Below are 21,930 nucleotides of genomic sequence, written 5' to 3' on the forward strand. Positions count from 1 at the left end.
GGCCTACTTCTTCCCCTTGGACGCGGGCGGAGCTTTCATCAACCCGATCAAATCCAGCAGCTCCTTCGTTTCGCTCTCCCGCTTCCAAACGGCTGACGAAACCAGCGTCAGCGTCGGCTTGCGTAGTTTCACAAAAACCACACCGGTGTGAGGCAGCAGGTTCACATCCATCGGCAACACCCCCACTCCTGCACCTCCTGCTACCAGACCGAGCATCTCCTGAAGCCCCGCCGCCTTCATCCGGACATCCGCCACAAAGCCCGCGCGGCCGCACAGGTCCGCCAGCATCACCGGCCTCCCCGGAAACTGAGCCTCATGCAAACTGACAAATGGCTCATTCGCCAGTTCGGACAGATCGATCGACTTTCTCAGCGACAACAGGTGATCATCCGGCAGTACCACCGCCATCGGGGTTTTCTTGATCGCTTCGACGCGGAACTCGCTCGCCAACTGCGGACACGGCGTCCCCAACAAGGCCAGATCGATCTCCCCCTCCCGCAGCGCCTTTTCCTGAGCCAGCGGCGGCATGCTGCGAATCTGAATGCAGACATCATCATGCCTCTGGTTGAAGACCCGCATCGCACTGGCGAGAAATCCCGGCAAGGCGGTCTCGATGAACCCCACCCGCAGCGTCTTTCGCACCGGTTTGCCGAAAACCTCCATCGCCAGCTTCAGATCCCCTGCCCGACGCAGCAGCTCCTGAGCATGCGGCAGCGCCGCCAGACCGGCTTCTGTTAGAGACAACCCACTGCTTTCGCGGTCAAAGAGCGGCACACCCAGTTCTTCCTCCAGATCACGGATTTGTCGCGAAACGGCCGGCTGCGAAATGTTCAGCCGCGCCGCCGCCCGACTGATGCTCTCCTCAGCCGCTGCCATCACGAAGTAGCGCAAGTGACGTAGCTCCATGGGTATAATCAAAAGGCATGGCGCACCCAATCACAAGGTATTCGCCGATTTTTTGTTCCCGCCCCATCTTTGCGACATGAGAAACATGAGCACTCCCACCTACACCATCCGCCGTGCCAATGATCGCGGCAGCGCCGACCACGGCTGGCTCAAGGCCCGCTTCACCTTTTCATTCTCCCAGTATTTTGATCCCGATCACATGGGTTTCCGGACGCTGCGTGTGATGAACAACGATACCATTGCCCCCGGTGGTGGCTTCCCCATGCACCAGCACAGCGACATGGAGATCTTCACCTACATCGTCGATGGCGAGCTCGCCCACCAGGACAGCATGGGCAATGGCTCCACCATCAAAGCTGGCGACCTCCAGTACATGAGCGCCGGCTCGGGTGTCAGTCACAGCGAATTCAATCCATCATCCGGGAATCCCGTTACTCTCTATCAGGTCTGGATTCACCCCCGCGAACGCGGAGGAGAACCGCGCTACTCCGAGAAGCCCCTCGGCACCGCCGCCAAGGATAATGCCTTGACATTGCTCTTCTCCGGCGATGGCCGAGAAGGCTCCACTGAGATCCGTCAGGACGCCGAGATCTACTTTGGGAAGGCAGATGCCGGAGCCTCCATTGAGATCCCCGCATCTAACAGCACTCCAAACGTCTGGCTTCAGCTCATTGAAGGCGAACTCAGTATCTTCGGTGAATCGCTCACCATCGGTGACGGCATCGCTATCGAAAATGCTCCCGACGCCCTTTCCCTCAAAGCCGGAGCAAGCAGCAAGTTCCTCGTTTTCCGCCTTAACTAAGCCACCTGCATCCATCAAATCATGAAAGACAAAGCACCTGCCATCGCCGGAGGAATCCTCGGCCTCGCCTTCATCACCTTCGGCCTGAACCACTTCCTCAACTTCCTTCCCACGCCACCGGGTCCTCCGGAAGGTTCCCCTCCCGCAATGTTTTTCGGGGCCCTCATCACGACCGGCTACTTTGGTTTCATCAAGACCATCGAGATTCTTGGCGGCATCCTCGTGGCCATTCCCAAGACCCGGAACATCGGGTTACTCGCACTCGGCCCGGTCGTCGTGAACATCCTCGCCTTTCAGGTCTTCATGACCGGCGGCGCGGGTCTTACCCAGGCGCCCGTCATTCTTGTCAGCACCCTGTCCGCCTACCTGCTATGGTCCGCCCGCGGTAAATTCGCAGGTCTCCTCAACTGATTCATCATTCCATCACCTCTCATGAAAGTCCTCGCCCTTGCTGGATCCACCAGCTCTACCTCCATCAATCGCCAGCTTGCCAACCATGCTGCCCATCTCATCTCCGGTGCCGAAGTCACTGAACTCGACCTTCGAAAATACGAGCTCCCGATTTACAGTTCCGATGAGGAGAACGAGCACGGCATCCCAACCGATGCCCACGCGTTCCTTGCAACGATCCGCGCCCACGATGCGATTGTCATTTCACTCGCCGAGCACAACGGATCGTACGCCGCCGCCTTCAAGAACCTCTACGATTGGACTTCGCGCATTGACGCCAAGCTCTGGTCGGGCAAGCCGATGCTGCTCATGGCCACTTCGCCGGGAGCCATGGGCGGCAGATTCGTGCTCGAGGCCGCCGAGGCCAAGTTCCCCAGAATGGGTGCCGACCTCCGCGCGACCTTCAGCCTGCCGTCGTTCTACGATCATTTCTCCCCGGAAAATGGCATCACTCATGAAGGCCTTGCCAAAGAGTTGGGCGAAGCCGTAAGGACGCTGGAACCTACCAATCCCCCTTCATGACCTGACGGACGTCAGCCTGAGTCAAAACCCCCGAGAAAATGAAGAGCTCGTCCATCGAGCCAATCAGGTAGCCTTCATGGGGATGGCCAGCTTCCAGGTAGCGTCCAACGCTCATCCATAAGCTTTCGTCGGACCCGGTGACGGTGTCGGGTTCGTTGCGCAGGAATCCCGTCACGCTCTCAAGCTCGCCATCCACGTAGAGTTTCACGGCCATGTCGGTAGCGGGATCGATAGTGCCACCCATGGTTACGGCTACATGATGCCATTTGCCATCGTGAAGGTCGGTCTCGCCAATGACATAGCCCTTGCCGCAATCAAAGCGAATGGCTCCCAACTGTCCGGACTGTGCATTGCGATTGAAGATTAACTCGAACTTGCCGGCTTCGACATCGTTATCCCCCCAGGTGAGGAATCCGCGCTTCCTGACGAGAGAGTTTTCCCTGGGGAGTTTGACCCAAAAGGCCACCGAGCGCGGCGTTTTCCCCGAGATCCCCGGCCAATTGGTTTGCACGCATCCGCCGAAACCATGCAGCTCCAAACCCTTTCCGAACTTGCCTGCAGTGAGGCCCGGCCTCTTGTCTTCTCTCGTGCTGTCGAGCAATATCGCTGAAATACCCGGAACGTCGGGGTGATTTCCCGAGACCCTGAATTCATCGTCCTCCAAATCATCGAAACTCAAGTGGATGTAAGGAATCTTCTCCTCGAGTGTGGTCATGAAAAGCTCGGGTAGAGGTTCGATGGAGTGCAAACGACCAGCCGGCCCAGCCATGCGCGATTCGCCCTCTTCGAGGACTTCCTTCTTCTGGAGGCCCCACTGGTTTTCGGCCTCGACCTTCCCCTTGAACAGATGGACCTGATCCAATTTCTCAGGTCCGGAAATCACTCCAAAGTCCGTCCCCAAATCCGTGACAATCAAGTCCGCGGTCCTGACCTGGAAACCCGCCGCCGATTTCGGGACCACGTAGCGGGCAATTCCGAGACCCTGATAGATCAGGCTCTCATCGTGCAGTGTCAGATCTGCAGGCGCCCTAACAAGAACCTGAACGCCATTGCGAAGGGTCAGCTCGACCTTTCCCTGGGTCAACTGAAGTCGCGAGCCTTTCTCAAGAGCATTCGGGCCGTCGGTGGAATCAGAATCTTTCGAATGGGTGACCTCAAACAGCGCATCGCCACTATGTCGGAAAGTCACCAGTGGTTGCGGCGGCTTCAGCCAGACCACCTTCAGCATGATCCCGACAAGCAGCAGAATCGCCGCTGCCGCCAGTGATGAGCGGAGCAATTGCCGGCCTCTTTGCCGACGGAGAATCTCATCCATATTCAGCACGCTCGGTTCACCCCCTTTCCGCGCAAGCGTTTGAAGCAGCGTGCCGTGAAGATCGGCCATTTCAACGAAACGCTCCTGGAGTTCGTCATTCCCGATCAGACTGGCTTCGAGTTCGCGGAACCCCTCCTCATCAAGAGTTCCGTCCAATAGACGCCAGACGGATTGCTCGAATTCCTGAAGGTTCACGAGCACCTCCCTTCCGCTTCAAGAAACGAAGCGATACATCGCCTCAACAAGATCCGCAGCCTGAAAAGAGTGACGCGAAGCGAATCGTTGGTCCGGCCAGTATCCTTCGCAAGCTGATCGAGGCCTCCCCTTTTGGCGGCATAACGGACTTCTAACAAACGACGGTTGGTCTTCGAGAGCTGGGACATGCAGTGCTCGAGAGCCAACCGCTGATCCTCGAGATAATCCGGATGACGGTTCTGGGTCTTCTCCGCCAAGATCTCGCTCAGGTCATTATTAAAGATCAGCACCCCGCTGCGCCGGGCCTCTTTGCGTCGGTGTTCTAGCACCTTGTATCTCGCCACGGTGCAAGCCCATGCACCGAAGTTCGTGCCCTCCTTGAAACTACTCCGCTTCTCCCACAGCACGATGTTGACTTCCTGAAGAATGTCACGGACGTCGGGACTGCCGGGAATCTGCGTGATGATGAACGAACGAATGATCTCCTGATGATCAATCAGCAGGGAAACAAATTGGACGGGTTCGGTCTTCATGGAAGGTGAGGAAGATGGAGAACAGGAAAGCCCGCCTCATCGGATCGGAGGGCGGGCTTTCATCGGATGGAAGCTTAGCGAAGGGTAGGATGATTAGCGACGCCGACGCAGGCCCAGACCGAACAGACCGAGCCCCGCCAACACCGCCACAGAAGGCTCCGGAACGGCTACCGCATCGATCCTGAATCCATCATAGTTTGTCTCATTCGTGAATTCGTAAGTGATCGATGTCACGCCGGAAACCGCGATCTCTCCCCAGTCGGTTTCAGAGCTCGGAGCACCACTCGATGCAATACCTGCTCCTGTGAAGTACCCTCGGGTGCTCGCAATGGTCAGAACATTGGTCCCGAGACCGCTCAGCGCACTAGGTCCCGCAGCTGGATCCACACTCCCGTCGGTGAGATCATAAACCCCGGCGGTGTAGCCCCAGGCCGTTCCCGAATTCGCGGTAATTACCGCTGAATTGGCCGTCGTCGGGTTCGCATCAAAATTTACCCCCTGGCTGACCTCCGAATTGAAAATTTTGAGGTCGACGGCGCTGCTGAATGTGATCGTGAATGATCCACCGTTGTTGACAAGAAACCTTAAATCGTCCGCACCTCCATTGTTCTGAGGATTGGTCCCGACGTCCCCCGTCACGGTGTAGGTGATCCCGGAGCCGTCACCTAGGACAAGATCCGTCCCCACGTAGACGAATGCCGCATTCGCGGATAGAGCTGATCCGAGCAGGGTTACTAGTGCCGTTCTTACTTTCATATGGATATTTTTTCTTTTGGGTTCGATTCGGAGATCCGCAGGCCGCGGTTCCCGTGGAGATGCGCCATTTCTGAAATTCGTTAACAAAAAAACTCCCGTCACTCGGAAGGTCCAGACAGCAACCGGACCCTCAGAAAATACCCGGTCGCAGATTCGGGGATATCGATCTCCTGACTGGTCGAAGAGCCGGAGTCGGTGGCGGGAAGATGGTCGAACACCGGATTCCAGTCATTCAGGTCGGTGCTCGCTTCGATCCGGTAGGAAGCGCCCGGCGCTGAAGGCCAGGTGAGCAACATGCTGGAGGGTGTGGTCGATTCAATACCAAGCTGGAAGAAGCTCGCGGCGCTCAAGGGATCCGTGCCTGTCCGCATTTCGTCTCCATCACTGAAGCGATCATCATCGCTGTCACCATCGTCAGGATCCGTTTCTGCGAAATCGACCAATCCATTCTGGTTGAGGTCCTCGATGGCGTCGGCCAGCCCGTCCTGATCGACGTCGATTCCATCGAGCCCATTCGTTCCGAAATCAATGAAGAAGGGGTCATCGACGAGCGGACGTGCCGGTGCGGACGCGAGTGTCGGATTGCTCACCGGCCAAAGCGGACCGTAGGAGCCCCATGAATGGTCGAGCTCGCGAGCCATGCTGCGGGCCATGCTGAGTAGCTTCCCAGGGTGGCTTGAGGCGAGATTGCTCACCTCATACGGGTCTTCGGCAAGATTGAAGAGCTCGAAGCTGGGATGCCCCTTACTGACATCTTCGTTGCTCCCCGCAACTGCTCCGGCCATATGGTAGCGATAGATGATCTTCCAATCTCCCTCGCGAAAGGCAGTGAAGTAATTGCTCCGGTGTTCATGTGGCATGTGGCGCAGGACTCTCTGGGGACGGTGGGTCCCCGCTTCCGCGCGCAGATAAGGTATCAGATCGTAACCATCCATACCCGGCGCAGGCTGATCTAGCAGCGACAGGATCGTCGGCGCGACATCCTCAACCGTGACGATATCGTGCTCCACGCTCGCGGCAGGGATCGGAAGATTCTTCTGAAATCCATTGCTCTCATCACGCGCAGCCCAGGAAACGTAGAGTGGGATCCGAATGCCTCCCTCGTAAGCGGAGCCCTTTTTGCCACGCATGGGGAAGTCGTCGAAACTGGTTCCGTGAGCGCCAAATTCATCGGACAGCGCCGGTGAGTCACTACCATTGTCGCCCAGGAAAATGATCAGGGTGTCCTCAGCGACTCCGAGTTCATCAAGTTTCTCGAGGATCGTACCGAGCGAGTTGTCGACGCTCTCAACCATCGTGGAGAACTTCGCATGGTTGGCGTTGTAGGCCGGTGGCGTCGCCTGCGCGTAGTCATGGCTGACATCACTGGCGTAGTAGAAGCCCGAATGCACATCCTGATAGGAGATGTAGCCGAAGAATGGCCTGCCCGCCACCACGGCACTCTCAATCATGCTCGCCGCCTTGGGCGTGAGGACCGTCGATTTATAGAGGGCACTATCGCTCACGTCGAAACCAATGGCTGTCGGCGACTGGAGGTGGCTCATGTGGTCCTTTCCGACATGGAAGGTGTGGTAGCCAAGATTCTTGAGAAGCTGAGGCAAGGTGGTGTCCGATCCGTCCATACCCATGAAACGCCAGTGGTTCGGCCCGCGGTGGGTCTTGATTCCGAAGGAAGCATTGTCGACGGTTTGATATACATTCAGATGCACGGTCACGCCATGCCGCGGACTGTTCATGCCGGTCATCAGGCTCACCCGTGTCGGGCTGCACATCGGCATGGCGTAAGCTTGGGTGAATTTCATGCCGTTGGCAGCGAGCACCTCCATATTGGGAGTTCGGTAGTATTGATTGAAGGTGGTTGTTAGAGGGCTTCCCCCATCATCATAGCGATTGTAGGCAAACGGGACGGAGCTATCCATCGGTCCGTAGTCATCCACCAGCATCAGCAGAATATTGGGGCGTTCCGGGCCGACCTTGATCTCGATCTCCGCCTCGTCGCTACCAGAAGAGTTCGTCGCGACAAGCGTGTAGGAGATACGCGTGGCCGGATTCACGATTGTGGAACCGCTCGGCTCGACGTTTCCCAAACCGGAAATCGAGATGGTCTCCGCGTTTGCAACATTCCAGGAAAGGAGCACGGGATCACCGGCTTGCACGTAGGTGTGGTCGGCGGAAAAACGGTTGATCGTCGGCGGCGGCTCCGTGGCAGTCGAATAGCTGAGCGCCGAGTCGTCCCAGAATCCACTGCCCCCGCTGGAGCCGATCTTGGTGTAGACCCCAAAGTAGGGATCGCTTCCGATCACTGGACTGCCCTCCTCGACGATCCAGGTGAAGGTCCAGGTCGTGAAGGAGGTCGCGGCGGGGACCGGCTCAGACGGCGGCAAATAGGTGACGCCCGTTCGGGAGTTGAACTCCGCGACCATGTTGTTCTTGGCGACCTCCGCATCACCATTCAATGACGAGAAAAACCCCGCGACACACCCGGCATCGGTATTTGAGCCTCCGCTAAGATCATTCAGCCCGGGAAAAGGAGCATTGGAACTCGCCCCAACACGCGCTGAAAAGGTGTAGGTTCCCGCCTGAATCGTCGAAGGAAACGTTCCCCCGCTGAGATCGGAATAGGTGAAGTACCACATCCCATCCCGAGACACGTTGTTACTGACGCCCCACAACTGGCCGGCTTCGGAGATCAGATTCTCCTTCACCGGGTTGGACGCGCCCGCCTCGATCTGGGTCCCTCCATCACCAATCGGAACAACGACTGGATTCGCCCACGCCGTGACCATAGGGAACGCGACCATCGAAATGGCATTTATCAGACATCGCATCTCTTGTCTTTTGTTGAAGTCAGGGACTGGGGATTTCCTCGAGAACATAAAAGGCGTGCGGATCCGAAGGCCGAGGGATGGATAGCGGCATCGGTTGCGTTGATGGGATATCTCCCCGAATGATCGGCCAACTCGCAGGCGAAGAATCGAGCGAGGCACTACCACGAAGATTATACGACATCCCAGAAGAACTGCTCCATCTGAAATCCAGGTCCGACCCGTTCGACGCACGGGTGATCATCAGCTGCAGGTCAGACGACTCCGGAAGTCCGGTTCCTCCGATGATCTGGAAGCCGCTGATGGCACCACGACCCCCATCCGGAGAGCTTATCTCAAGAGAGAAGTTGGAAGCGCTCAGGCCCTCAATGATAACGAAGTTAGAATAGTCGGAGCCGTCGTCCACGCCATCAGAGTGTAGGTCGTGGGTGCGGATGGACTGACGATGATTGAACCCGTCCCGAGAACATCAATATTGCCGGGGTCGAGAGTGAGGCTACCCGCGTTGCTCACATCCCAACTCAGAGTCACAGGATCTCCGGATTCGACCTCCTGCAGATCTGCGGTGAAGGAATTGATCTGGGGACCAACCACGATCTCGATATCGGCCGAATCCGAGTTCACGCCGTCACTCGCTGTCAGCGTGTAAACGGTCGTCGCAGTAAGATTAACCACCGCGCTTGTTTGGCCACTCACATCGATGCCTCCCGGGTCGAGGGTGAGAATGCTGGCGTTCATCGACGACCAACGGAGAGTCACGGGATCGCCTGAGCCCAATCCCCCAGGATCTGCCGTGAGACTGCTTATCGAAGGAAACACGCCGCTAGCGGAGTATTTGAGCGTCGAGTCATCCCAAAACCCGGCCCCGTTTCCGCCCGTTTTGGTGTAGACCGCGAAGTAGGGATTCGATCCGATCACCGGACTACCAGGAGCGATCTCCCAGATGAAGGTCCAGGTCGTCCACTCGAGATCTTCCGGTGCTGGCTCAGCAGGGGCTGTATAGGTCACTCCGGCGATCGAGTTGAACTCCGTGTACATGTTGTTCTTCGAGTCATTCGCCGCAGCCTGTGCTACCGCCCCCGCCCCTGTCGCTGTGCCAGCGAGCGTTGTGAAAAATCCGGCGACCGATCCCCCCTCCGTATTGATACCGGTTGTGAGATCATTCAGGCCGACGAAGTCGAACGCATCACCATTGCCAATCCGCGCCTCGAACTTGTAGGTTCCCGCCTGAATCGTGGGCGGAAGCGTTGTCCCGGCGAGGTCCGAATAGGAAAAATAAATCAAGCCTGCAACATTGCTCGAATTGCTTACCCCCCACAGGGTGGAGTTCTCTGCGACCAGATTGTCTTTGGTGGGATTGGTGGCTCCTGCTCCGACTTGTACGCCGTTGGGAGCGCCGACGTTGCCGTCGATGGCAACGGTTACCGATTGCGCGGATACGGATGCCGACAACACCGTCGCCGCAAGTATCGCCCCCAAGGGGCTCGAGATGGTATTTTTCATGGGTTCTGGGTTTTCCTGTCGCAGAGATTTCCACCTCGACGACATTCGCAAGTGCCCAGCAACTTCGCTGGAGACTCGGTTGAAGATGGTCGCAATTCGGAAGGCGTTAACGAGCAGATCGAAGAAAATTGGGTTCCGCGGTCGATCCGGATTTCGTTCACGTCGAAAGGCCGGGAACACTTCCCCCGGGATTTGTGATCAGAATGCGATCTCACCTCAGGCGCTGACTCCTTCAACTTTAAGTTGCAGCACCGCAATGGCCCCCTACTTTCCCCCCATGTCCGATTCAAATCTCAAGTCGCTCGCCCTCGATCTCGCCAGTGGAGAATTCCCACGCAGTCCTCGGGAAACGCTCGGAGGCTATGTCGTTGCAGCTCGCACGCTCGACAAGTGCCGTGCCGTCCTTGCCGGAACCAATGGCGAATACCACTTCGATTGTCCGCTGGATGGTTTTTTCCTGAGCTTCACCGGCATTTCAGCCGACGACTTCAAGGCCTTCGTTGCAACGGGCGCCGATGACGAGGCTGTTGCCAAGTGGATTAACGAGAATGCCAAATCACGGGAGCGCCGTGACATCATCAAGTGGAACAACGAGATGCGTTGCAAACACATCAGCGAGATGCCGATTGAGCTTCAGGAGTTTCTCGAAGACTACATTCCCGAGTGCATCCCAGCCGGGAAAATCGTCTACGTCTGGTTCGATGTCTATGACATCGAGGAAGGCCGCATTTGAAAGGCTACCTCTTCGTCCGATCCGGGCGTTCATAGATCCGCTCCAGCGTATCGAGATACCTGGAGATCGGATCTTTTCGCTCGGGACGCGGACGCTCCTTCAATTCATCGATCAGCCGGATATAGTCATCGAAGCTTCCACTCAGCTCGGTGGCCTCCGCGATCTCCTTGAAGTCGAGGAAATCCCTCGCCCGGATCGAGCGTCCCAACATCAGCGTCCGGCTTTCAGATAGCTCACCGAGCTTTCCGTCCAGATCCCCCAAATTGCGGAAGCTGGCCCAATCGATCAGGATCTGATGGTAATCCAGAATCAGAGGACGGTAGGACGGAAACGAGCGGTAGCTCAGGTGATTCAGGGCCTCTTGGGCCGGACGAATCGCCGCAAAGCGATCCGTCTCCTCATCTAACAGAACCCCTTCCCATTGTTCGAGAGGTACACTTTCCAGATTTCCCTCGTCTGTCCGGAAGCGAATCCGCAAGGCTTCCGAAAGCAATTTTTCCGTCTCTGCAATTCCCAGTGATTCGGTCAGCGGCGCATCGGCAAGTTTGGCAAGCGTGAGCGCCCACCACTTCGCGAGACTTTGCTCGGACAGATTCAGTTCGGGGAAATGCTGGCGAAGTAAAATCGGCATTTCCCCATCGTAGCGAGCCACCTCGTTGCAAAAACTGACGAAAGCCTCCTGCCCGCGCGGCTGTTCCAGCAGGGCCATGACCATGGCACCGGACAGCGCCCGGAATGCGACGCGGGATGCGCCGTCAAGCCGCTCGAATCCCGCTTCATGCATGCTCATGAGCTGATCGAGATTGAACAGGCCTTCCTGTTTGAACACGCCTTCGTAGACCTTCCGGTCGCCCTTTCCCGCCCGCCACTTTTCCGCCTCGCGAAGTCCTTCCACCAGCCACACCGGAACCAGCAGCCGCGAGTCCAGTTCCCCCGGCTTCACCTCAATCAAGCTGCGTTGATAGAGCAACCCGGAAAGGATTGCCCGGTCCATCCGATCCCGATCGATGCCCCGCGAAAGATCCACGTGAATTTCTAACAGAAACGTATCCTTCGTGAAGCGGAGTTGATAGGCCAGAGGCCGCTTGCGCGGTTCATCGCCGACCTTGCCATGAAGAACCACCTCGATCGGCACAACAACCGGGGGATTCTCGATTCCAAGGAGTTGGTGGAACCGCAGGCGGAGCTCTTCAGCCTCCAATGCCAGTGAACCGCGTTGCCCTTTCTCGCCACCGCTGATGGCAAATTGTTTGCTGGCGGAAATGGCGCGTTCCGCGACTTCGATGCCTGGATCGATCTTCGGCTCCTCGATCTCGAAGGGCACCATTTCGTCCTCGGGCAGAATCGCCTCGACATCGAGCAGCGGAACAGCCTCCTCGACTTCTTCGCCTGCTGCGAAAGTCGCCCCCAGCAGGAGCAGCGAGATTGGAATGGCGAGCTTCATCAGAAACCTCCTGGCCCCATCATCTCCTGGGTGTTCGGACGCGGATCCAGAACCAGTTTGCCATCGACGATCGAGAAACGCGCCATCTCCTCGACGTAATCGAGCTCCTTGACCGGGTCCTTTGAACTCGTATCCCGATAGACCGCCGCCAGCTTTTCAAATGCCGGCATCACCAGGAGGAGAAAGCCCTCCGGCACCGGCAACTTTCCAAAACGACCGCCGACACCCGGACGAGGAATGCTTTCATGATAGGGACCACGATTGCGCACGACTTCCTTGAGGATTGATCCATTGGGAAGCTCGCTCTGCTCAACACGGAGAAACATCGAGAGCGTGAATGGATGACCGGCGATCGTCCGCACCAGTATGATCTCTGCGTAATCATTCTCCAAACGCACCACCACATCATCGAGGCTCACCTCGCTCGCCAGATAGCCACCTTGCTTCACCTTCAAGGTATCACGAAGGTAGAGATTGAGATCGTGCTCCGTCAGTGTGAGCTCGTAATTGCCCTTGAGTGAATTCGCGAGCACCCCTTTCAGATTGCGTGGCGACTGACCTTCAGCGCGCGGGCCGTAGCCCGCGATATCCGACAGATCCTGAGGCTGCGAGATCTGAAAAAGGGCCGCACCCAATCCCCCGACGATCAGCAGCAGAAAAAGCCCTGCGAGCTTTCCCACGCAACTGCTCCTGGGACTTGAGTCATTGTCTTTGTCAGCCATAGGTCAGCGGTACCAGAAAGTAACCAAGGTGGGAAGCGTCTGATCAGTCCGAAGACTTGGTGGTCGAGGAAGGCTTACTCGGCTTTGACTCCGCCTTGGGCTCGGCTTTGGGCTTACTGCTCTCGCTGTCCTTTTTCGCTCCATCCTTGTAGGACTGGGAGCGGTAGTCCGTTTCGTAAAACCCCCCACCTTTGAAAATCAAACCCGCGCCGGTTCCAAGCAGGCGCTTGACCTTTCCCTCGCATCCTTCCTGCGGGCAATCCTCAAGTTTGGGATCATTCATGCTTTGAAACACCTCAAAGACGTGACCGCAGGTCTGGCACTTGTAGTCGTAATTCGGCATAAATTTTAGGATTCGGGCCGTTCAATAGCACTTCGCCCGGCCCTTGCAACCCTCGTCTCACACCTTGACCATCAGCGGAATGCGGTTATCTATCTCCGCCAGCACATCCCAACCATGAAAGTCGCCGCCATCCTTGCCTTCCTCAGCCTTGCTCTCAGCTCCTGTGATTGGACCAACTCCATGACCAGCGGAGGCGAAAGCCGCTACCTGGCTGCCTACGGACCAGCTCAACAGCAGGACCGCGCACCTACCGACCCGGGCGCGGCCTTGCCCGACGACATGTCCTACTGGGCCGGCGATGGCAAGACAGGCGCGCCGCTGATCAAGATCAACCGCAAGCAGCAGAAAGCCTACTTTTACAAAGGCTCCGAGCTCGTCGGAGTCTCCCGGATCTCGGCCGGTGATGAAGGCCACGGCACTCGCGCAGGAACCTTCAAGGTGACCGAGAAGAGTCGCGACCACCGCTCCAATCTCTACGGCGTCTTCAAGGAAAAGGGCACGGACCGAGTCATCAATGACGACGTCGACACCCGAAAGGACAAGGTCCCGCCTGGAGCCTACTACGTCGGCGCTCCAATGTGGAACTTCCTCCGCTTCGATGGCGGCATCGGCATGCACACCGGATACCTGCCCGGCTACAATGCCTCCCACGGCTGCGTCCGCATGCCGGACAAGATGGCCAAGAAGTTCTTCGACAACGCCCCGCTCGGCACGCCGGTCATCGTCGAGTAATGTCCGATTTCGGCCTGCCTGATCCCGAATACGTCTTCGAACTCAAGGTCGAGGACGTCCTGGGACTCGCTCCAGCTATCGCGGAGGGAACGATTCAGCTCATCGATTGTCGCGAGCAGGACGAGTGGGATTTCAATCACCTTCCTCACGCTCAATTTGCCCCCCTCTCGAATTTCCCCTACGCGGCAGAAGCGATCGTCGCCGAGGGCAAGCCATGCGTCGTCTATTGCCATCATGGCATCCGCTCGCTCAGAGCAGCTGACTGGTTACGCTCGAAAGGACTTCAGCAAGCTTGGTCGATGACGGGTGGCATCGACCTCTGGTCCGAGCGAATCGATCCCGGCGTTCCAAAATACTGAGTCTCCATGCGTGTTGTCATTCAACGGGTCTCCGAAGCCTCCGTGACCATCGACAAGGAAATCGCCTCATCGATCGGCCACGGCTTGCTCGTCCTGCTCGGGATCGAGGAAGGCGATGAGCTCGTTGATGCCGAGTGGCTCGTCGGAAAAATCTGTCGCATGAGGATCTTCGCCGATGGAGACGACAAAATGAATCTCTCCCTCGCCGACATCCAGGGCGATGCCATCGTCGTCAGCCAGTTCACCCTCCATGCGCTGACGAAGAAGGGCAATCGACCGTCGTTCATCCGTGCCGCGAGACCCGAGATCTCCGAGCCCCTCTACGAGTCCTTCTGTTCCATGATGGAAAAGGAACTCGGCAAAACCATCGGTCGCGGAAAATTCGGCGCCGACATGAAAGTCGCCCTTGTCAACGACGGTCCCGTGACCATCAGCATCGATTCGAAATCGAGGGAATAGTCGGAGTCTTCCGCCGACGATCCCATGCTCAAAATCGCCCCGATCAGGCGCCCTTATTCCTTAATCCGGATGGAAGTGCCGCAGAAGGTGCAGTTGAACCAGCGGAAGAGCAGCGTTTGCACCGCGAGTGGAAGGACATAACCCAATCCATGAATATGGTGGGCCTTCGAGTTCTTCCGGCAATGGCGGTGGACCAGGACCTTCTGGCCACAAACCCGGCACTTCACACCGAATGAGATGGCAAAGTACAAGATTCCCAGAATCGGAAGCGCCAAAGGAAACGCGATGATCCATTTCGGCACCCACTCGAGCTTGGTCGGCGAGTGCTCGGTGATCATCAGCAGCACTGCCGCGACGATGGATAGCGGCACCGTGATCTGAAAGAGAATGACGATCAGGCAGCCGAACCATACCTGAAAAGGCCGATCATGGAGCACTCCCCGAATGTATCGGCGAGTCCCCGGCTTCTTTCCTCGGTTCGTCTTCTCACGGGTGGTCCGTAGCAACGTGAGTCGCTCATCGCGGGTCTGTCTCCTTTGTTCCGTCTGACTGGGGTCCGGCTCCACTTCGGATTGCTCCATCGTCCGGACCCGTGAAACATCCAGCGCCTTCCTCGCAGCGTCCGAGAGATTCCGGTTGGGATCAGCGACCTTGACGACCCCCTTCTGCCGCACTTTTGGAGTGCTGTTAGATGATGGGGAGGCTTGCAGACGCTCCTTCGAGTTCACTCGGATCTCCAGGTCCGTCTCAGCCCGATTAAGAACCGGAGCGATGGCGATCTCAGAGGGGGAAATCCCCTTTTCAGCGAGCAGCTGGTTCGGAAGTGGAATCGCGATCGGAGCCTGATCGAGCATCTCCTGAACCTCCGGGTCCTCCTCGTAATTCACCGGACCCGTGGGCCCGGCCTCCCATTCTCCGTGCAGCTCGAGAGTACCCGATTCCTCCTCGGACTCTTCCGGCTCCACACCCGTCAGACTCCGGGCGTCTGAGATCCATTGACCGACTGCCTCAAGCGTCGGCGCCACTTCGGCCAACTTCAGGATTCCGTTCGCTTTGACCAACTCGGCATGGACGCCTTTGGCACTCGCCAGTGCCAGCTGACGGGGATCCACCCAACCAGCGGCCTCAAGCAACTCGCGGTTCTCGGGGTTGATGACTTTGATACTTTCCAGGGTTTGCACGTCCGTAGGGTTTAGAGAGGTGGAGGCTAGCGGTGATGGAGTCCGATACAAGAAATCATCCGAGCCCCTTGAGCATCTCGTCGAGTTGGGCGAGCTTCGTTCGCCACTCTTCGAGTCGCTCCTTCTCCTGCGCCACCACTTCCGGCGGAGCGCGATCGACAAAGTTGGCATTCCCAAGCTTCCCTTCCGAGCGCTTCAGTTCCTGAGTCGTCTTCTCGATCTCCCGAGTGATCCGGACCTTCTCCGCCTCGACATCGAGCAACCCTTCGAGCGGCATCGCCACCTCACCAATTCCTGTTAGGGAAATCGGCGTGCCCTTCGGCGCTGCGAAATCCTCGTCGAGCTCGATCTCACCCGCACCGGCGAGCAGCGCCAGCACATCCGTTTCCTTGGCCAGCCACTCCGGCGACCTCTTGATCACGAACTTCACATCCTTGCGGCTCGCCACATTGTACTCCGCCTTCAGGTTCCGCAAACGTCCTGCCGCTTCATAAACTGCCGCAGCCTTGGCTTTCTCCGCATCGATCTCCTCCTTTGTTAGAGAGCCCAGCAGCGGCTCATCCGGCAGCTCGGCATTCATCAGGAATTCTCCTTCCTCCATGTAACCCATGCGTTCCGAAAGCTCTTCGGTCACGTGGGGCATGTAAGGATGCAGCAACTGCAGATAACGGCTCATCACCGCATCGAAAACGGTCACCGTCACGGCTCGCGCTTCAAGCGTTGCGGTATCACGGAGGTCACCCTTCACCGCCTCGAGGAACTTGTCGCAGAACTCATTCCAAAGGAACTCATAGAGACGCGCGGCGATCTCGCCGAATCGGTAGTCCTTGTAAATTCGCTCGAGATCGGCGCTCAGCTCATCAAGCTTCGCCATGATGTCGAGATGGTAGCAACGGGCATCTCCCACGACTTCGAACTCCTCTTCATCATCCGCCTCATCGCTCTCCGGCAGTTCGACTTCTCCCGCCATCTGACGGAACCGGCAGGCATTGAAGAGCTTGTTGGCAAAGTTCCGCCCCTCCTCGACCTGCGATTCATCGAAGCGCACATCCGAACCCACCGGCGCGATCCTCAAAAGACCAAAGCGCAAGCCGTCGGCGCCATACTTGTCCATCAGATCAATCGGATCCGGCGAGTTGCCGAGCGATTTGCTCATCTTCCGACCCTTCAGGTCGCGAATGATCGTGGTGAAGTAGACGTTCTTGAACGGCAGCTGATCGGCGAAGCGGTAGCCCGCCATGATCATCCGCGCGACCCAGAAAAAGATGATGTCAGGCCCCGTCACCAGATCGGTGGTCGGATAAAACTTCTTCAGCGTTTCACTCTGCTCGCCCACTCCCGCCATCGTCGCGAATGGCCAGAGCCATGAGCTGAACCAGGTGTCCATGACGTCTTCGTCACGCACCCAGTTGCCTTCATCCGATGGAGGATCGATGCCGACATGAATGTCACCGGCTTCGAGATCACCCATATCAAGCGACTCCGCATCCTTCAGCAGATCGAGCTTATCCTTCCGGTACCAGACCGGAATCTGATGACCCCACCACAGCTGGCGGCTGATGCACCAGTCCTGCAAATTCTCCATCCAGTGCGCATAGGTCTTCTGCCAACGGGCCGGACGCATCGTGATGTCGCCATTGGCCACCGCATCAGCAGCTTCCTTCACCTTGGGATACTTGAGGAACCACTGCATCGAAATGCGCGGCTCGATCGGCACACCGGCACGCTCGGAGTAGCCGACGTTGTTGTCGTATTCCTCGACGTCTAACAGCAGTCCCATCTCCTCAAGCTTGGCCGCCGCATTGCGACGCGCGACAAAGCGATCCAGCCCGTCGAATTCCGGACACTCGGGACAGTTCATCGTCCCATCCGGATGAAGCACATCGATGATTTCGAGGCCATGCTTCATGCCGATGTCAAAGTCCGCCTTGTCATGGGCCGGCGTGATCTTCAGCGCACCCGTGCCGAACTCGATGTCGACATGATCATCCGCAATCACCGGAATCTCCGCTTCGGGGAATGGACGGCGGACCTTGCGGCCGATGTAGTCCTTGTATCGCGGATCCTTCGGGTTCACCGCCACCGCCACGTCACCCATCAGCGTTTCCGGACGGGTCGTCGCGATTTTCAAAAACTCACCCGGCGCATCCACCAGCTCATACTTCATGGTATAAAGCTTCGACTTTCGCGGCGTCATGATGACTTCCTCATCGGAGAGAGCCGTTAGAGAAACCGGACACCAGTTCACCATTCGCTTGCCGCGGTAGATGAGACCTTCCTTGAAAAGATCGACGAAGACCTGGCTCACCCACTTGGTGTATTCCTCGTCCATCGTAAATCGCTCACGCGACCAATCGCACGAACAACCCAAGCGCTTGAGCTGCTTGATGATGATGCCGCCGTGGTGATCCTTGAAGTCCCAGACTTTCTGAAGGAAGGCATCGCGTCCAAGGTCGCGGCGGGTCTTGCCTTCGGTCTCGCGCAGCTCACGCTCGACCTTGGCTTGGGTCGCGATGCCTGCATGGTCGGTACCCGGAAGCCACAATACCTCGTGGCCGGTCTGGCGCGCCCGACGAGCCAGGATGTCCTGAAGCGAATTATTCAGCACGTGTCCCAGATGGAGAATCCCCGTGACGTTCGGAGGAGGAATGACAATTGAGTAAGCAGGCTTGTCGGATGAGGCATCGGCTTCGAAGCACTTCCCCTCCAACCAAGCGGCATACCACTTCTTTTCCACCTCTTGGGGTTCGTAGGCCTTGGACAAATCTGACATCGCGGCGGATGGATGCCAGAGCCCTTAGGCTTTGTAAAGAATGGCAACCTCAGCAGCCGTGACATGACGCTCGTGAATGCCCCCATGGCTCGTCTTCACCCCGAAACAACTCCCGTCGGAAAAAGAACCCCAACCGCCTTCATACCCCCCCACAACATACTCACCCTCAACAACTTAAAGAAAGGAAGATTCCACCCAAAACGAAATGAGGCCCGACCGCTATTCCCTAGGAAAAAACCCAAAAACCTAAGGAACGCTCGATCGAGCCTCTGGCTTTAAGGCCGGAGCCTCTCAGCAAATTTCGTGAGCCCTTTTGCGTTCGGGCTTACAAAGGTATAAACGTTCCTGAGCCCCGAATATTTCTTAAAAATGGGTCGAATCCGTCAGATTTCTTCTGATCCGACGAATCCCGCCACCAAGCGCCCGAAACACGCGAGGACTCACCCTTTGATTTCCAACAACATCTGAGGATTATTGGGGAATTTCTTCAAAAAGTAGAGAAGCCGCTCCATGGCCTCCTCCGGCCGATGTCCGGAAAGCCCGCGACGAATCATGTGGATCTTGTGCAAGGTATGCTCGGGAAGCAGCAGCTCTTCCCGGCGGGTGCCGGACTTGAAGATATCGACCGCCGGGTAGATGTAATTCTCTGCAACCTTCCGATCGAGCACGAGCTCCATATTGCCGGTGCCCTTGAACTCCTGGAAAATCGCGTCATCGGCCCGGCTGTTCGTCTGAATCAGAGCTGTCGCCAGGATTGTTAGAGATCCAGCCTCACGGGTATTCCGAGCCGCGGCAAAGAGTCGACGCGGCGTCTCCAGCGCGCCCACCATTACGCCACCCGATCCAATACCCCGACCCTTGCCGCGCATGCCGCCATTGTAGGCGCGCGCGAGGCGGGTAATCGAATCCATGAGCAGGAAAACATGTTGCCCGGCCTCGACGAGGCGCTTGGCCCGCTCGATTGCGATCTCGGCGATCCGTGTGTGGTTACGCGGATGATCATCATTCGAACTCGCGTAGATTTCAGCCTCGGGCAGACAGCGACGGAACTCGGTGACTTCCTCGGGACGTTCGTCGATCAGCACCACCATCAGATGCATTGTTTCCTCATGCAGCTCACGCACCGCCTCAGCAATGTGCAGTAACAGTGTGGTCTTGCCCGAACGCGGCGGAGAAACAATCAAGCCACGCTGACCGCGCCCCACCGGCGACATCAAGTCGACCACACGCGTCGTGAAGCGATCCTGGGTCGTTTCAAAGGAAATCCGCTTGTTAGGGTTGATCGCCTTGAGTTCTTCAAAGGCAGGCAGCTTGCGAGCTTCTTCGGGAGGCATGCCGTTGATCGATGTGATCTCCACCAACTGGGGACCACGCGGTCCCTCCTGAGTCAGGCCGTGAATCCACACGCCAACACGCAGTCCATGCGAACGAACGAGGTCCGGAGAAACAAAGACATCATCCTTGGCTTGCTCGAATTTCTTCGACGCCAAACGCAGGAAGCCAAAGCCCTTCGGCGCCATCTCCAACAGTCCATCGACCTCCACCTTCGGACCCTCGAGCACTACCTGACGATCACGCACTTCACTGTCATCGCGGTTGCGCCCCTGACGCTCATCCCGGCGATTGTCGCTGCGGTTGCCATCGCCGCGGTTGGTGCTGTCACCACGGTTCCCCTCATTGCGATCACCGCGGCGGCGGTTGCGGCGACGCTTGCGCCGGCGACCTCCATCATCGCGATCCGATCGAGCACCATCCCCTCCACGATCATTGCGTAGCGAGCGGTCATTGCGATCGTTGCGGTCACCTCGATCATTCCTTTCGCGACGTTCGCCGGAATCCTCACGCTCACGCCGCGACTCACGACGCTCCTGCCTCTCGGGCCGATCTTCGTCGGACTGGCGCTCATCTCTTTGCACCGGTCCACCGCCTGGAACGCGCCCATACTTGACGGGCTCATCAGCTTTCTCCGACCGATCCGGTTTCTCTGATTTTTCGGACTTCTCCGGCTTTTCGGTCCGCTCCTTCACCTCCATCTTCACGGCTGCAGGAGATTCCTTCGGCTTGCTCTCGCGGGCCGCTGGTTTCTTCGGCTCCGGATCATCGAAGGGAAGTTTTGCCTGAGCATCGTCGGAAGACTTCGCCATCTTCTTGACCGCCTTTTTAGCCGCTTTCTTGGCAGCCTTTTTGGCAACCTTCTTCACGGCTTTCTTAGCCGCCGCTTTTTTGGCGGCTTTCTTTTTGACGGGGGCATCATTCGCAGTGTCCTTCTTGGACTTGCGTGCTTCCTCGGTGGTTTCGTCGCTCATTTGGAAAAATATCAGGCTTCGAGCAGCTCAAGCACTTCGTCGGCTACTTCAAAATTCGTAAAAACATTCATGGTGTCGGCATAGTCATCCAACAGCTCGTAAAGTTTGATGACTTCGCGCGCACGGTGCTCATTGCGAACCAGCGTGGTCGTCTGGGGAATCGAGACCAACTTCTCAGAAAGCAGTTCGCAACCCGCGTCACGCAGCTTCCCTGCGACCGCCGCGAGCTCGGTCGGAGCCGTTAGAATCGTGTGCTCCTCCTCGTCGCTGATCACCTCATCGGCACCTGCCAGAATGGCGGCCTCCAAGATCCGGTCCTCACCGATCCCCTCGGCGGAAATCCGGATCTCCCCCTTGCGGTCGAACTGATAGGAAACACTTCCGGGCGTCGCCACGCTGCCACCATTTTTCGTGAAAATGGAACGGATGTCGGCGGCGGTTCGGTTCAGGTTGTCCGTTGCTGCCTCGATGATGAAGGCAACGCCATCGGCGCCATAGCCCTCGTAGCTCACTTCCTGAATCGCCTCGCCACCCAGCTCGCCGGTGCCTTTCTTGATGGCCCGCTCGATGTTGTCCTTCGGCATCGACACCGCCTTCGCGCTGTCGATCGCCGCGCGCAGGCGATGATTCAGCGTCGGGTCACCGCCGCCATCGCGCGCGGCGATTGCGATCTCGTGGGCACACTTGCTGAACACCTTGCCTTTGATCGCGTCGACGCGAGCCTTGATGTGCTTAACCTTGGACCACTTGTTGTGACCGGCCATTATACTTCAATTGGAAGTGGGATGATTCCCTGGCGGAAGGGATCTCCTGCCATAGGAACCGCTGGAAAACGGAGGTGAACGAATGCGATTTCCCCGGGAGAGGATCAATCCCTGACCGTTAGCCCAAAAGGAGGCAGCAGGGTTTTCAAACCCGGAGCACCAGACAAACCTGCAGGTGCTTCGTCACTCGAACGACGGCACGATGCCCGGCAAATGCCCGTTTGGCAAAGCATTTTTCCGCCACCAAAACCCTGGCAGCCGCCACCAGCGATTCATCGTCCCGTCTTCACACGGAATAAGCAACCCA

At 57.5% G+C, this 21,930-nt stretch carries 20 protein-coding genes; 7 read left to right on the plus strand and 13 right to left on the minus strand.

The genetic code is table 11. The features are described 5' to 3' along the window. Nucleotides 1-3: 3 nt before the first annotated feature. Nucleotides 4-906: a LysR family transcriptional regulator gene (locus ACFQY0_RS08040; protein ID WP_379711140.1), complete on the minus strand. Its 903-nt coding sequence runs from the start codon at nucleotides 904-906 to the stop codon at nucleotides 4-6. An 85-nt stretch (nucleotides 907-991) separates the two neighbouring features. On the opposite strand from ACFQY0_RS08040, the gene ACFQY0_RS08045 reads away from it, so the two are divergent. The 3 genes from ACFQY0_RS08045 to ACFQY0_RS08055 are packed head-to-tail and all read left to right on the plus strand — an operon-like array spanning nucleotide 992 to nucleotide 2,680. Beyond that, nucleotides 992-1,708 carry a pirin family protein gene (locus ACFQY0_RS08045; protein ID WP_379711143.1) on the plus strand — a complete coding sequence of 239 codons (717 nt, stop codon included), beginning with the start codon at nucleotides 992-994 and terminating at the stop codon, nucleotides 1,706-1,708. Nucleotides 1,709-1,729: 21 nt separating this feature from the next. Then, a complete protein-coding gene (locus ACFQY0_RS08050) occupies nucleotides 1,730-2,119 on the plus strand; it encodes a hypothetical protein (RefSeq protein ID WP_379711146.1) in 390 nt (129 codons plus the stop codon). A gap of 21 nt (nucleotides 2,120-2,140) precedes the next feature. After that, complete coding sequence (locus ACFQY0_RS08055) at nucleotides 2,141-2,680, plus strand: NADPH-dependent FMN reductase (RefSeq protein ID WP_379711148.1); 540 nt, start codon at nucleotides 2,141-2,143, stop codon at nucleotides 2,678-2,680. Here ACFQY0_RS08055 and ACFQY0_RS08060 read toward each other — a convergent pair. From ACFQY0_RS08060 to ACFQY0_RS08080, 5 genes are all read right to left on the minus strand, one after another. Beyond that, nucleotides 2,661-4,190 (minus strand): LamG-like jellyroll fold domain-containing protein, encoded by a 1,530-nt coding sequence (locus tag ACFQY0_RS08060; RefSeq protein WP_379711151.1) that lies wholly within the window; start codon nucleotides 4,188-4,190, stop codon nucleotides 2,661-2,663. The genes ACFQY0_RS08055 and ACFQY0_RS08060 overlap by 20 nt on opposite strands. Beyond that, a complete protein-coding gene (locus tag ACFQY0_RS08065) occupies nucleotides 4,187-4,723 on the minus strand; it encodes a sigma-70 family RNA polymerase sigma factor (protein WP_379711154.1) in 537 nt (178 codons plus the stop codon). The genes ACFQY0_RS08060 and ACFQY0_RS08065 overlap by 4 nt, the downstream gene beginning before the upstream one ends. Nucleotides 4,724-4,816: 93 nt before the next feature. Then, on the minus strand, nucleotides 4,817-5,479 hold the full coding sequence (locus tag ACFQY0_RS08070; RefSeq protein ID WP_379711157.1) for a PEP-CTERM sorting domain-containing protein: 663 nt from the start codon (nucleotides 5,477-5,479) through the stop codon (nucleotides 4,817-4,819). 98 nt (nucleotides 5,480-5,577) lie between these two features. Further along, nucleotides 5,578-8,280 (minus strand): sulfatase-like hydrolase/transferase, encoded by a 2,703-nt coding sequence (locus ACFQY0_RS08075; RefSeq protein ID WP_379711159.1) that lies wholly within the window; start codon nucleotides 8,278-8,280, stop codon nucleotides 5,578-5,580. A gap of 381 nt (nucleotides 8,281-8,661) precedes the next feature. After that, nucleotides 8,662-9,807 carry a hypothetical protein gene (locus tag ACFQY0_RS08080; RefSeq protein WP_379711161.1) on the minus strand — a complete coding sequence of 382 codons (1,146 nt, stop codon included), beginning with the start codon at nucleotides 9,805-9,807 and terminating at the stop codon, nucleotides 8,662-8,664. A 277-nt stretch (nucleotides 9,808-10,084) separates the two neighbouring features. On the opposite strand from ACFQY0_RS08080, the gene ACFQY0_RS08085 reads away from it, so the two are divergent. Further along, a complete protein-coding gene (locus ACFQY0_RS08085; RefSeq protein ID WP_379711163.1) occupies nucleotides 10,085-10,540 on the plus strand; it encodes a DUF5069 domain-containing protein in 456 nt (151 codons plus the stop codon). Between the two features lie 4 nt (nucleotides 10,541-10,544). Here ACFQY0_RS08085 and ACFQY0_RS08090 read toward each other — a convergent pair whose 3' ends face one another. The 3 genes from ACFQY0_RS08090 to ACFQY0_RS08100 are packed head-to-tail and all read right to left on the minus strand — an operon-like array spanning nucleotide 10,545 to nucleotide 13,049. Continuing rightward, on the minus strand, nucleotides 10,545-11,984 hold the full coding sequence (locus tag ACFQY0_RS08090; RefSeq protein WP_379711166.1) for a hypothetical protein: 1,440 nt from the start codon (nucleotides 11,982-11,984) through the stop codon (nucleotides 10,545-10,547). After that, nucleotides 11,984-12,706 (minus strand): hypothetical protein, encoded by a 723-nt coding sequence (locus ACFQY0_RS08095; RefSeq protein ID WP_379711168.1) that lies wholly within the window; start codon nucleotides 12,704-12,706, stop codon nucleotides 11,984-11,986. Before ACFQY0_RS08095 ends, ACFQY0_RS08090 begins: the two co-directional genes overlap by 1 nt. A 43-nt stretch (nucleotides 12,707-12,749) precedes the next feature. Beyond that, a complete protein-coding gene (locus tag ACFQY0_RS08100; RefSeq protein ID WP_379711170.1) occupies nucleotides 12,750-13,049 on the minus strand; it encodes an FmdB family zinc ribbon protein in 300 nt (99 codons plus the stop codon). A 114-nt stretch (nucleotides 13,050-13,163) separates the two neighbouring features. Here ACFQY0_RS08100 and ACFQY0_RS08105 point away from each other — a divergent pair, with 114 nt between their 5' ends. From ACFQY0_RS08105 to dtd, 3 genes are read left to right on the plus strand one after another with little or no spacing between them, the layout of a single operon-like run. Continuing rightward, nucleotides 13,164-13,781 (plus strand): L,D-transpeptidase family protein, encoded by a 618-nt coding sequence (locus ACFQY0_RS08105; RefSeq protein WP_379711173.1) that lies wholly within the window; start codon nucleotides 13,164-13,166, stop codon nucleotides 13,779-13,781. Further along, nucleotides 13,781-14,140 carry a rhodanese-like domain-containing protein gene (locus ACFQY0_RS08110; RefSeq protein WP_379711176.1) on the plus strand — a complete coding sequence of 120 codons (360 nt, stop codon included), beginning with the start codon at nucleotides 13,781-13,783 and terminating at the stop codon, nucleotides 14,138-14,140. Before ACFQY0_RS08105 ends, ACFQY0_RS08110 begins: the two co-directional genes overlap by 1 nt. Before the next feature lie 6 nt (nucleotides 14,141-14,146). After that, entirely contained in the window at nucleotides 14,147-14,599 is a 453-nt protein-coding gene (gene dtd / locus ACFQY0_RS08115; protein ID WP_379711179.1) for a D-aminoacyl-tRNA deacylase, read from the plus strand. 53 nt (nucleotides 14,600-14,652) lie between these two features. On the opposite strand, the gene ACFQY0_RS08120 is transcribed toward dtd, so the two are convergent. The 4 genes from ACFQY0_RS08120 to ACFQY0_RS08135 all read right to left on the minus strand — a co-directional run bounded on the left by ACFQY0_RS08120 (nucleotide 14,653) and on the right by ACFQY0_RS08135 (nucleotide 21,623). Beyond that, nucleotides 14,653-15,780 carry a DUF4332 domain-containing protein gene (locus tag ACFQY0_RS08120; RefSeq protein ID WP_379711181.1) on the minus strand — a complete coding sequence of 376 codons (1,128 nt, stop codon included), beginning with the start codon at nucleotides 15,778-15,780 and terminating at the stop codon, nucleotides 14,653-14,655. Nucleotides 15,781-15,835: 55 nt separating this feature from the next. After that, complete coding sequence (locus ACFQY0_RS08125; RefSeq protein WP_379711185.1) at nucleotides 15,836-18,553, minus strand: valine--tRNA ligase; 2,718 nt, start codon at nucleotides 18,551-18,553, stop codon at nucleotides 15,836-15,838. 440 nt (nucleotides 18,554-18,993) lie between these two features. Then, nucleotides 18,994-20,859: a transcription termination factor Rho gene (gene rho / locus ACFQY0_RS08130; protein ID WP_379711188.1), complete on the minus strand. Its 1,866-nt coding sequence runs from the start codon at nucleotides 20,857-20,859 to the stop codon at nucleotides 18,994-18,996. Between the two features lie 11 nt (nucleotides 20,860-20,870). Continuing rightward, nucleotides 20,871-21,623 carry a YebC/PmpR family DNA-binding transcriptional regulator gene (locus ACFQY0_RS08135; protein WP_379711190.1) on the minus strand — a complete coding sequence of 251 codons (753 nt, stop codon included), beginning with the start codon at nucleotides 21,621-21,623 and terminating at the stop codon, nucleotides 20,871-20,873. Nucleotides 21,624-21,930: the final 307 nt, after the last annotated feature.

It is taken from the genome of Haloferula chungangensis, assembly GCF_042664875.1.
Taxonomy (GTDB): domain Bacteria; phylum Verrucomicrobiota; class Verrucomicrobiia; order Verrucomicrobiales; family Akkermansiaceae; genus Haloferula; species Haloferula chungangensis.

Excerpts from the sequence above, each read along its gene's own strand:
- ACFQY0_RS08040 (WP_379711140.1), bottom strand. The coding sequence starts at position 906 with ATGGAGCTACGTCACTTGCGCTACTTCGTGATGGCAGCGGCTGAGGAG.
- ACFQY0_RS08045 (WP_379711143.1), top strand. The coding sequence starts at position 992 with ATGAGCACTCCCACCTACACCATCCGCCGTGCCAATGATCGCGGCAGC.
- ACFQY0_RS08050 (WP_379711146.1), top strand. The coding sequence starts at position 1,730 with ATGAAAGACAAAGCACCTGCCATCGCCGGAGGAATCCTCGGCCTCGCC.
- ACFQY0_RS08055 (WP_379711148.1), top strand. The coding sequence starts at position 2,141 with ATGAAAGTCCTCGCCCTTGCTGGATCCACCAGCTCTACCTCCATCAAT.
- ACFQY0_RS08065 (WP_379711154.1), bottom strand. The coding sequence starts at position 4,723 with ATGAAGACCGAACCCGTCCAATTTGTTTCCCTGCTGATTGATCATCAG.
- ACFQY0_RS08070 (WP_379711157.1), bottom strand. The coding sequence starts at position 5,479 with ATGAAAGTAAGAACGGCACTAGTAACCCTGCTCGGATCAGCTCTATCC.
- ACFQY0_RS08075 (WP_379711159.1), bottom strand. The coding sequence starts at position 8,280 with ATGGTCGCGTTCCCTATGGTCACGGCGTGGGCGAATCCAGTCGTTGTT.
- ACFQY0_RS08080 (WP_379711161.1), bottom strand. The coding sequence starts at position 9,807 with ATGAAAAATACCATCTCGAGCCCCTTGGGGGCGATACTTGCGGCGACG.
- ACFQY0_RS08085 (WP_379711163.1), top strand. The coding sequence starts at position 10,085 with ATGTCCGATTCAAATCTCAAGTCGCTCGCCCTCGATCTCGCCAGTGGA.
- ACFQY0_RS08090 (WP_379711166.1), bottom strand. The coding sequence starts at position 11,984 with ATGAAGCTCGCCATTCCAATCTCGCTGCTCCTGCTGGGGGCGACTTTC.
- ACFQY0_RS08095 (WP_379711168.1), bottom strand. The coding sequence starts at position 12,706 with ATGGCTGACAAAGACAATGACTCAAGTCCCAGGAGCAGTTGCGTGGGA.
- ACFQY0_RS08100 (WP_379711170.1), bottom strand. The coding sequence starts at position 13,049 with ATGCCGAATTACGACTACAAGTGCCAGACCTGCGGTCACGTCTTTGAG.
- ACFQY0_RS08105 (WP_379711173.1), top strand. The coding sequence starts at position 13,164 with ATGAAAGTCGCCGCCATCCTTGCCTTCCTCAGCCTTGCTCTCAGCTCC.
- ACFQY0_RS08110 (WP_379711176.1), top strand. The coding sequence starts at position 13,781 with ATGTCCGATTTCGGCCTGCCTGATCCCGAATACGTCTTCGAACTCAAG.
- dtd (WP_379711179.1), top strand. The coding sequence starts at position 14,147 with ATGCGTGTTGTCATTCAACGGGTCTCCGAAGCCTCCGTGACCATCGAC.
- ACFQY0_RS08125 (WP_379711185.1), bottom strand. The coding sequence starts at position 18,553 with ATGTCAGATTTGTCCAAGGCCTACGAACCCCAAGAGGTGGAAAAGAAG.
- rho (WP_379711188.1), bottom strand. The coding sequence starts at position 20,859 with ATGAGCGACGAAACCACCGAGGAAGCACGCAAGTCCAAGAAGGACACT.
- ACFQY0_RS08135 (WP_379711190.1), bottom strand. The coding sequence starts at position 21,623 with ATGGCCGGTCACAACAAGTGGTCCAAGGTTAAGCACATCAAGGCTCGC.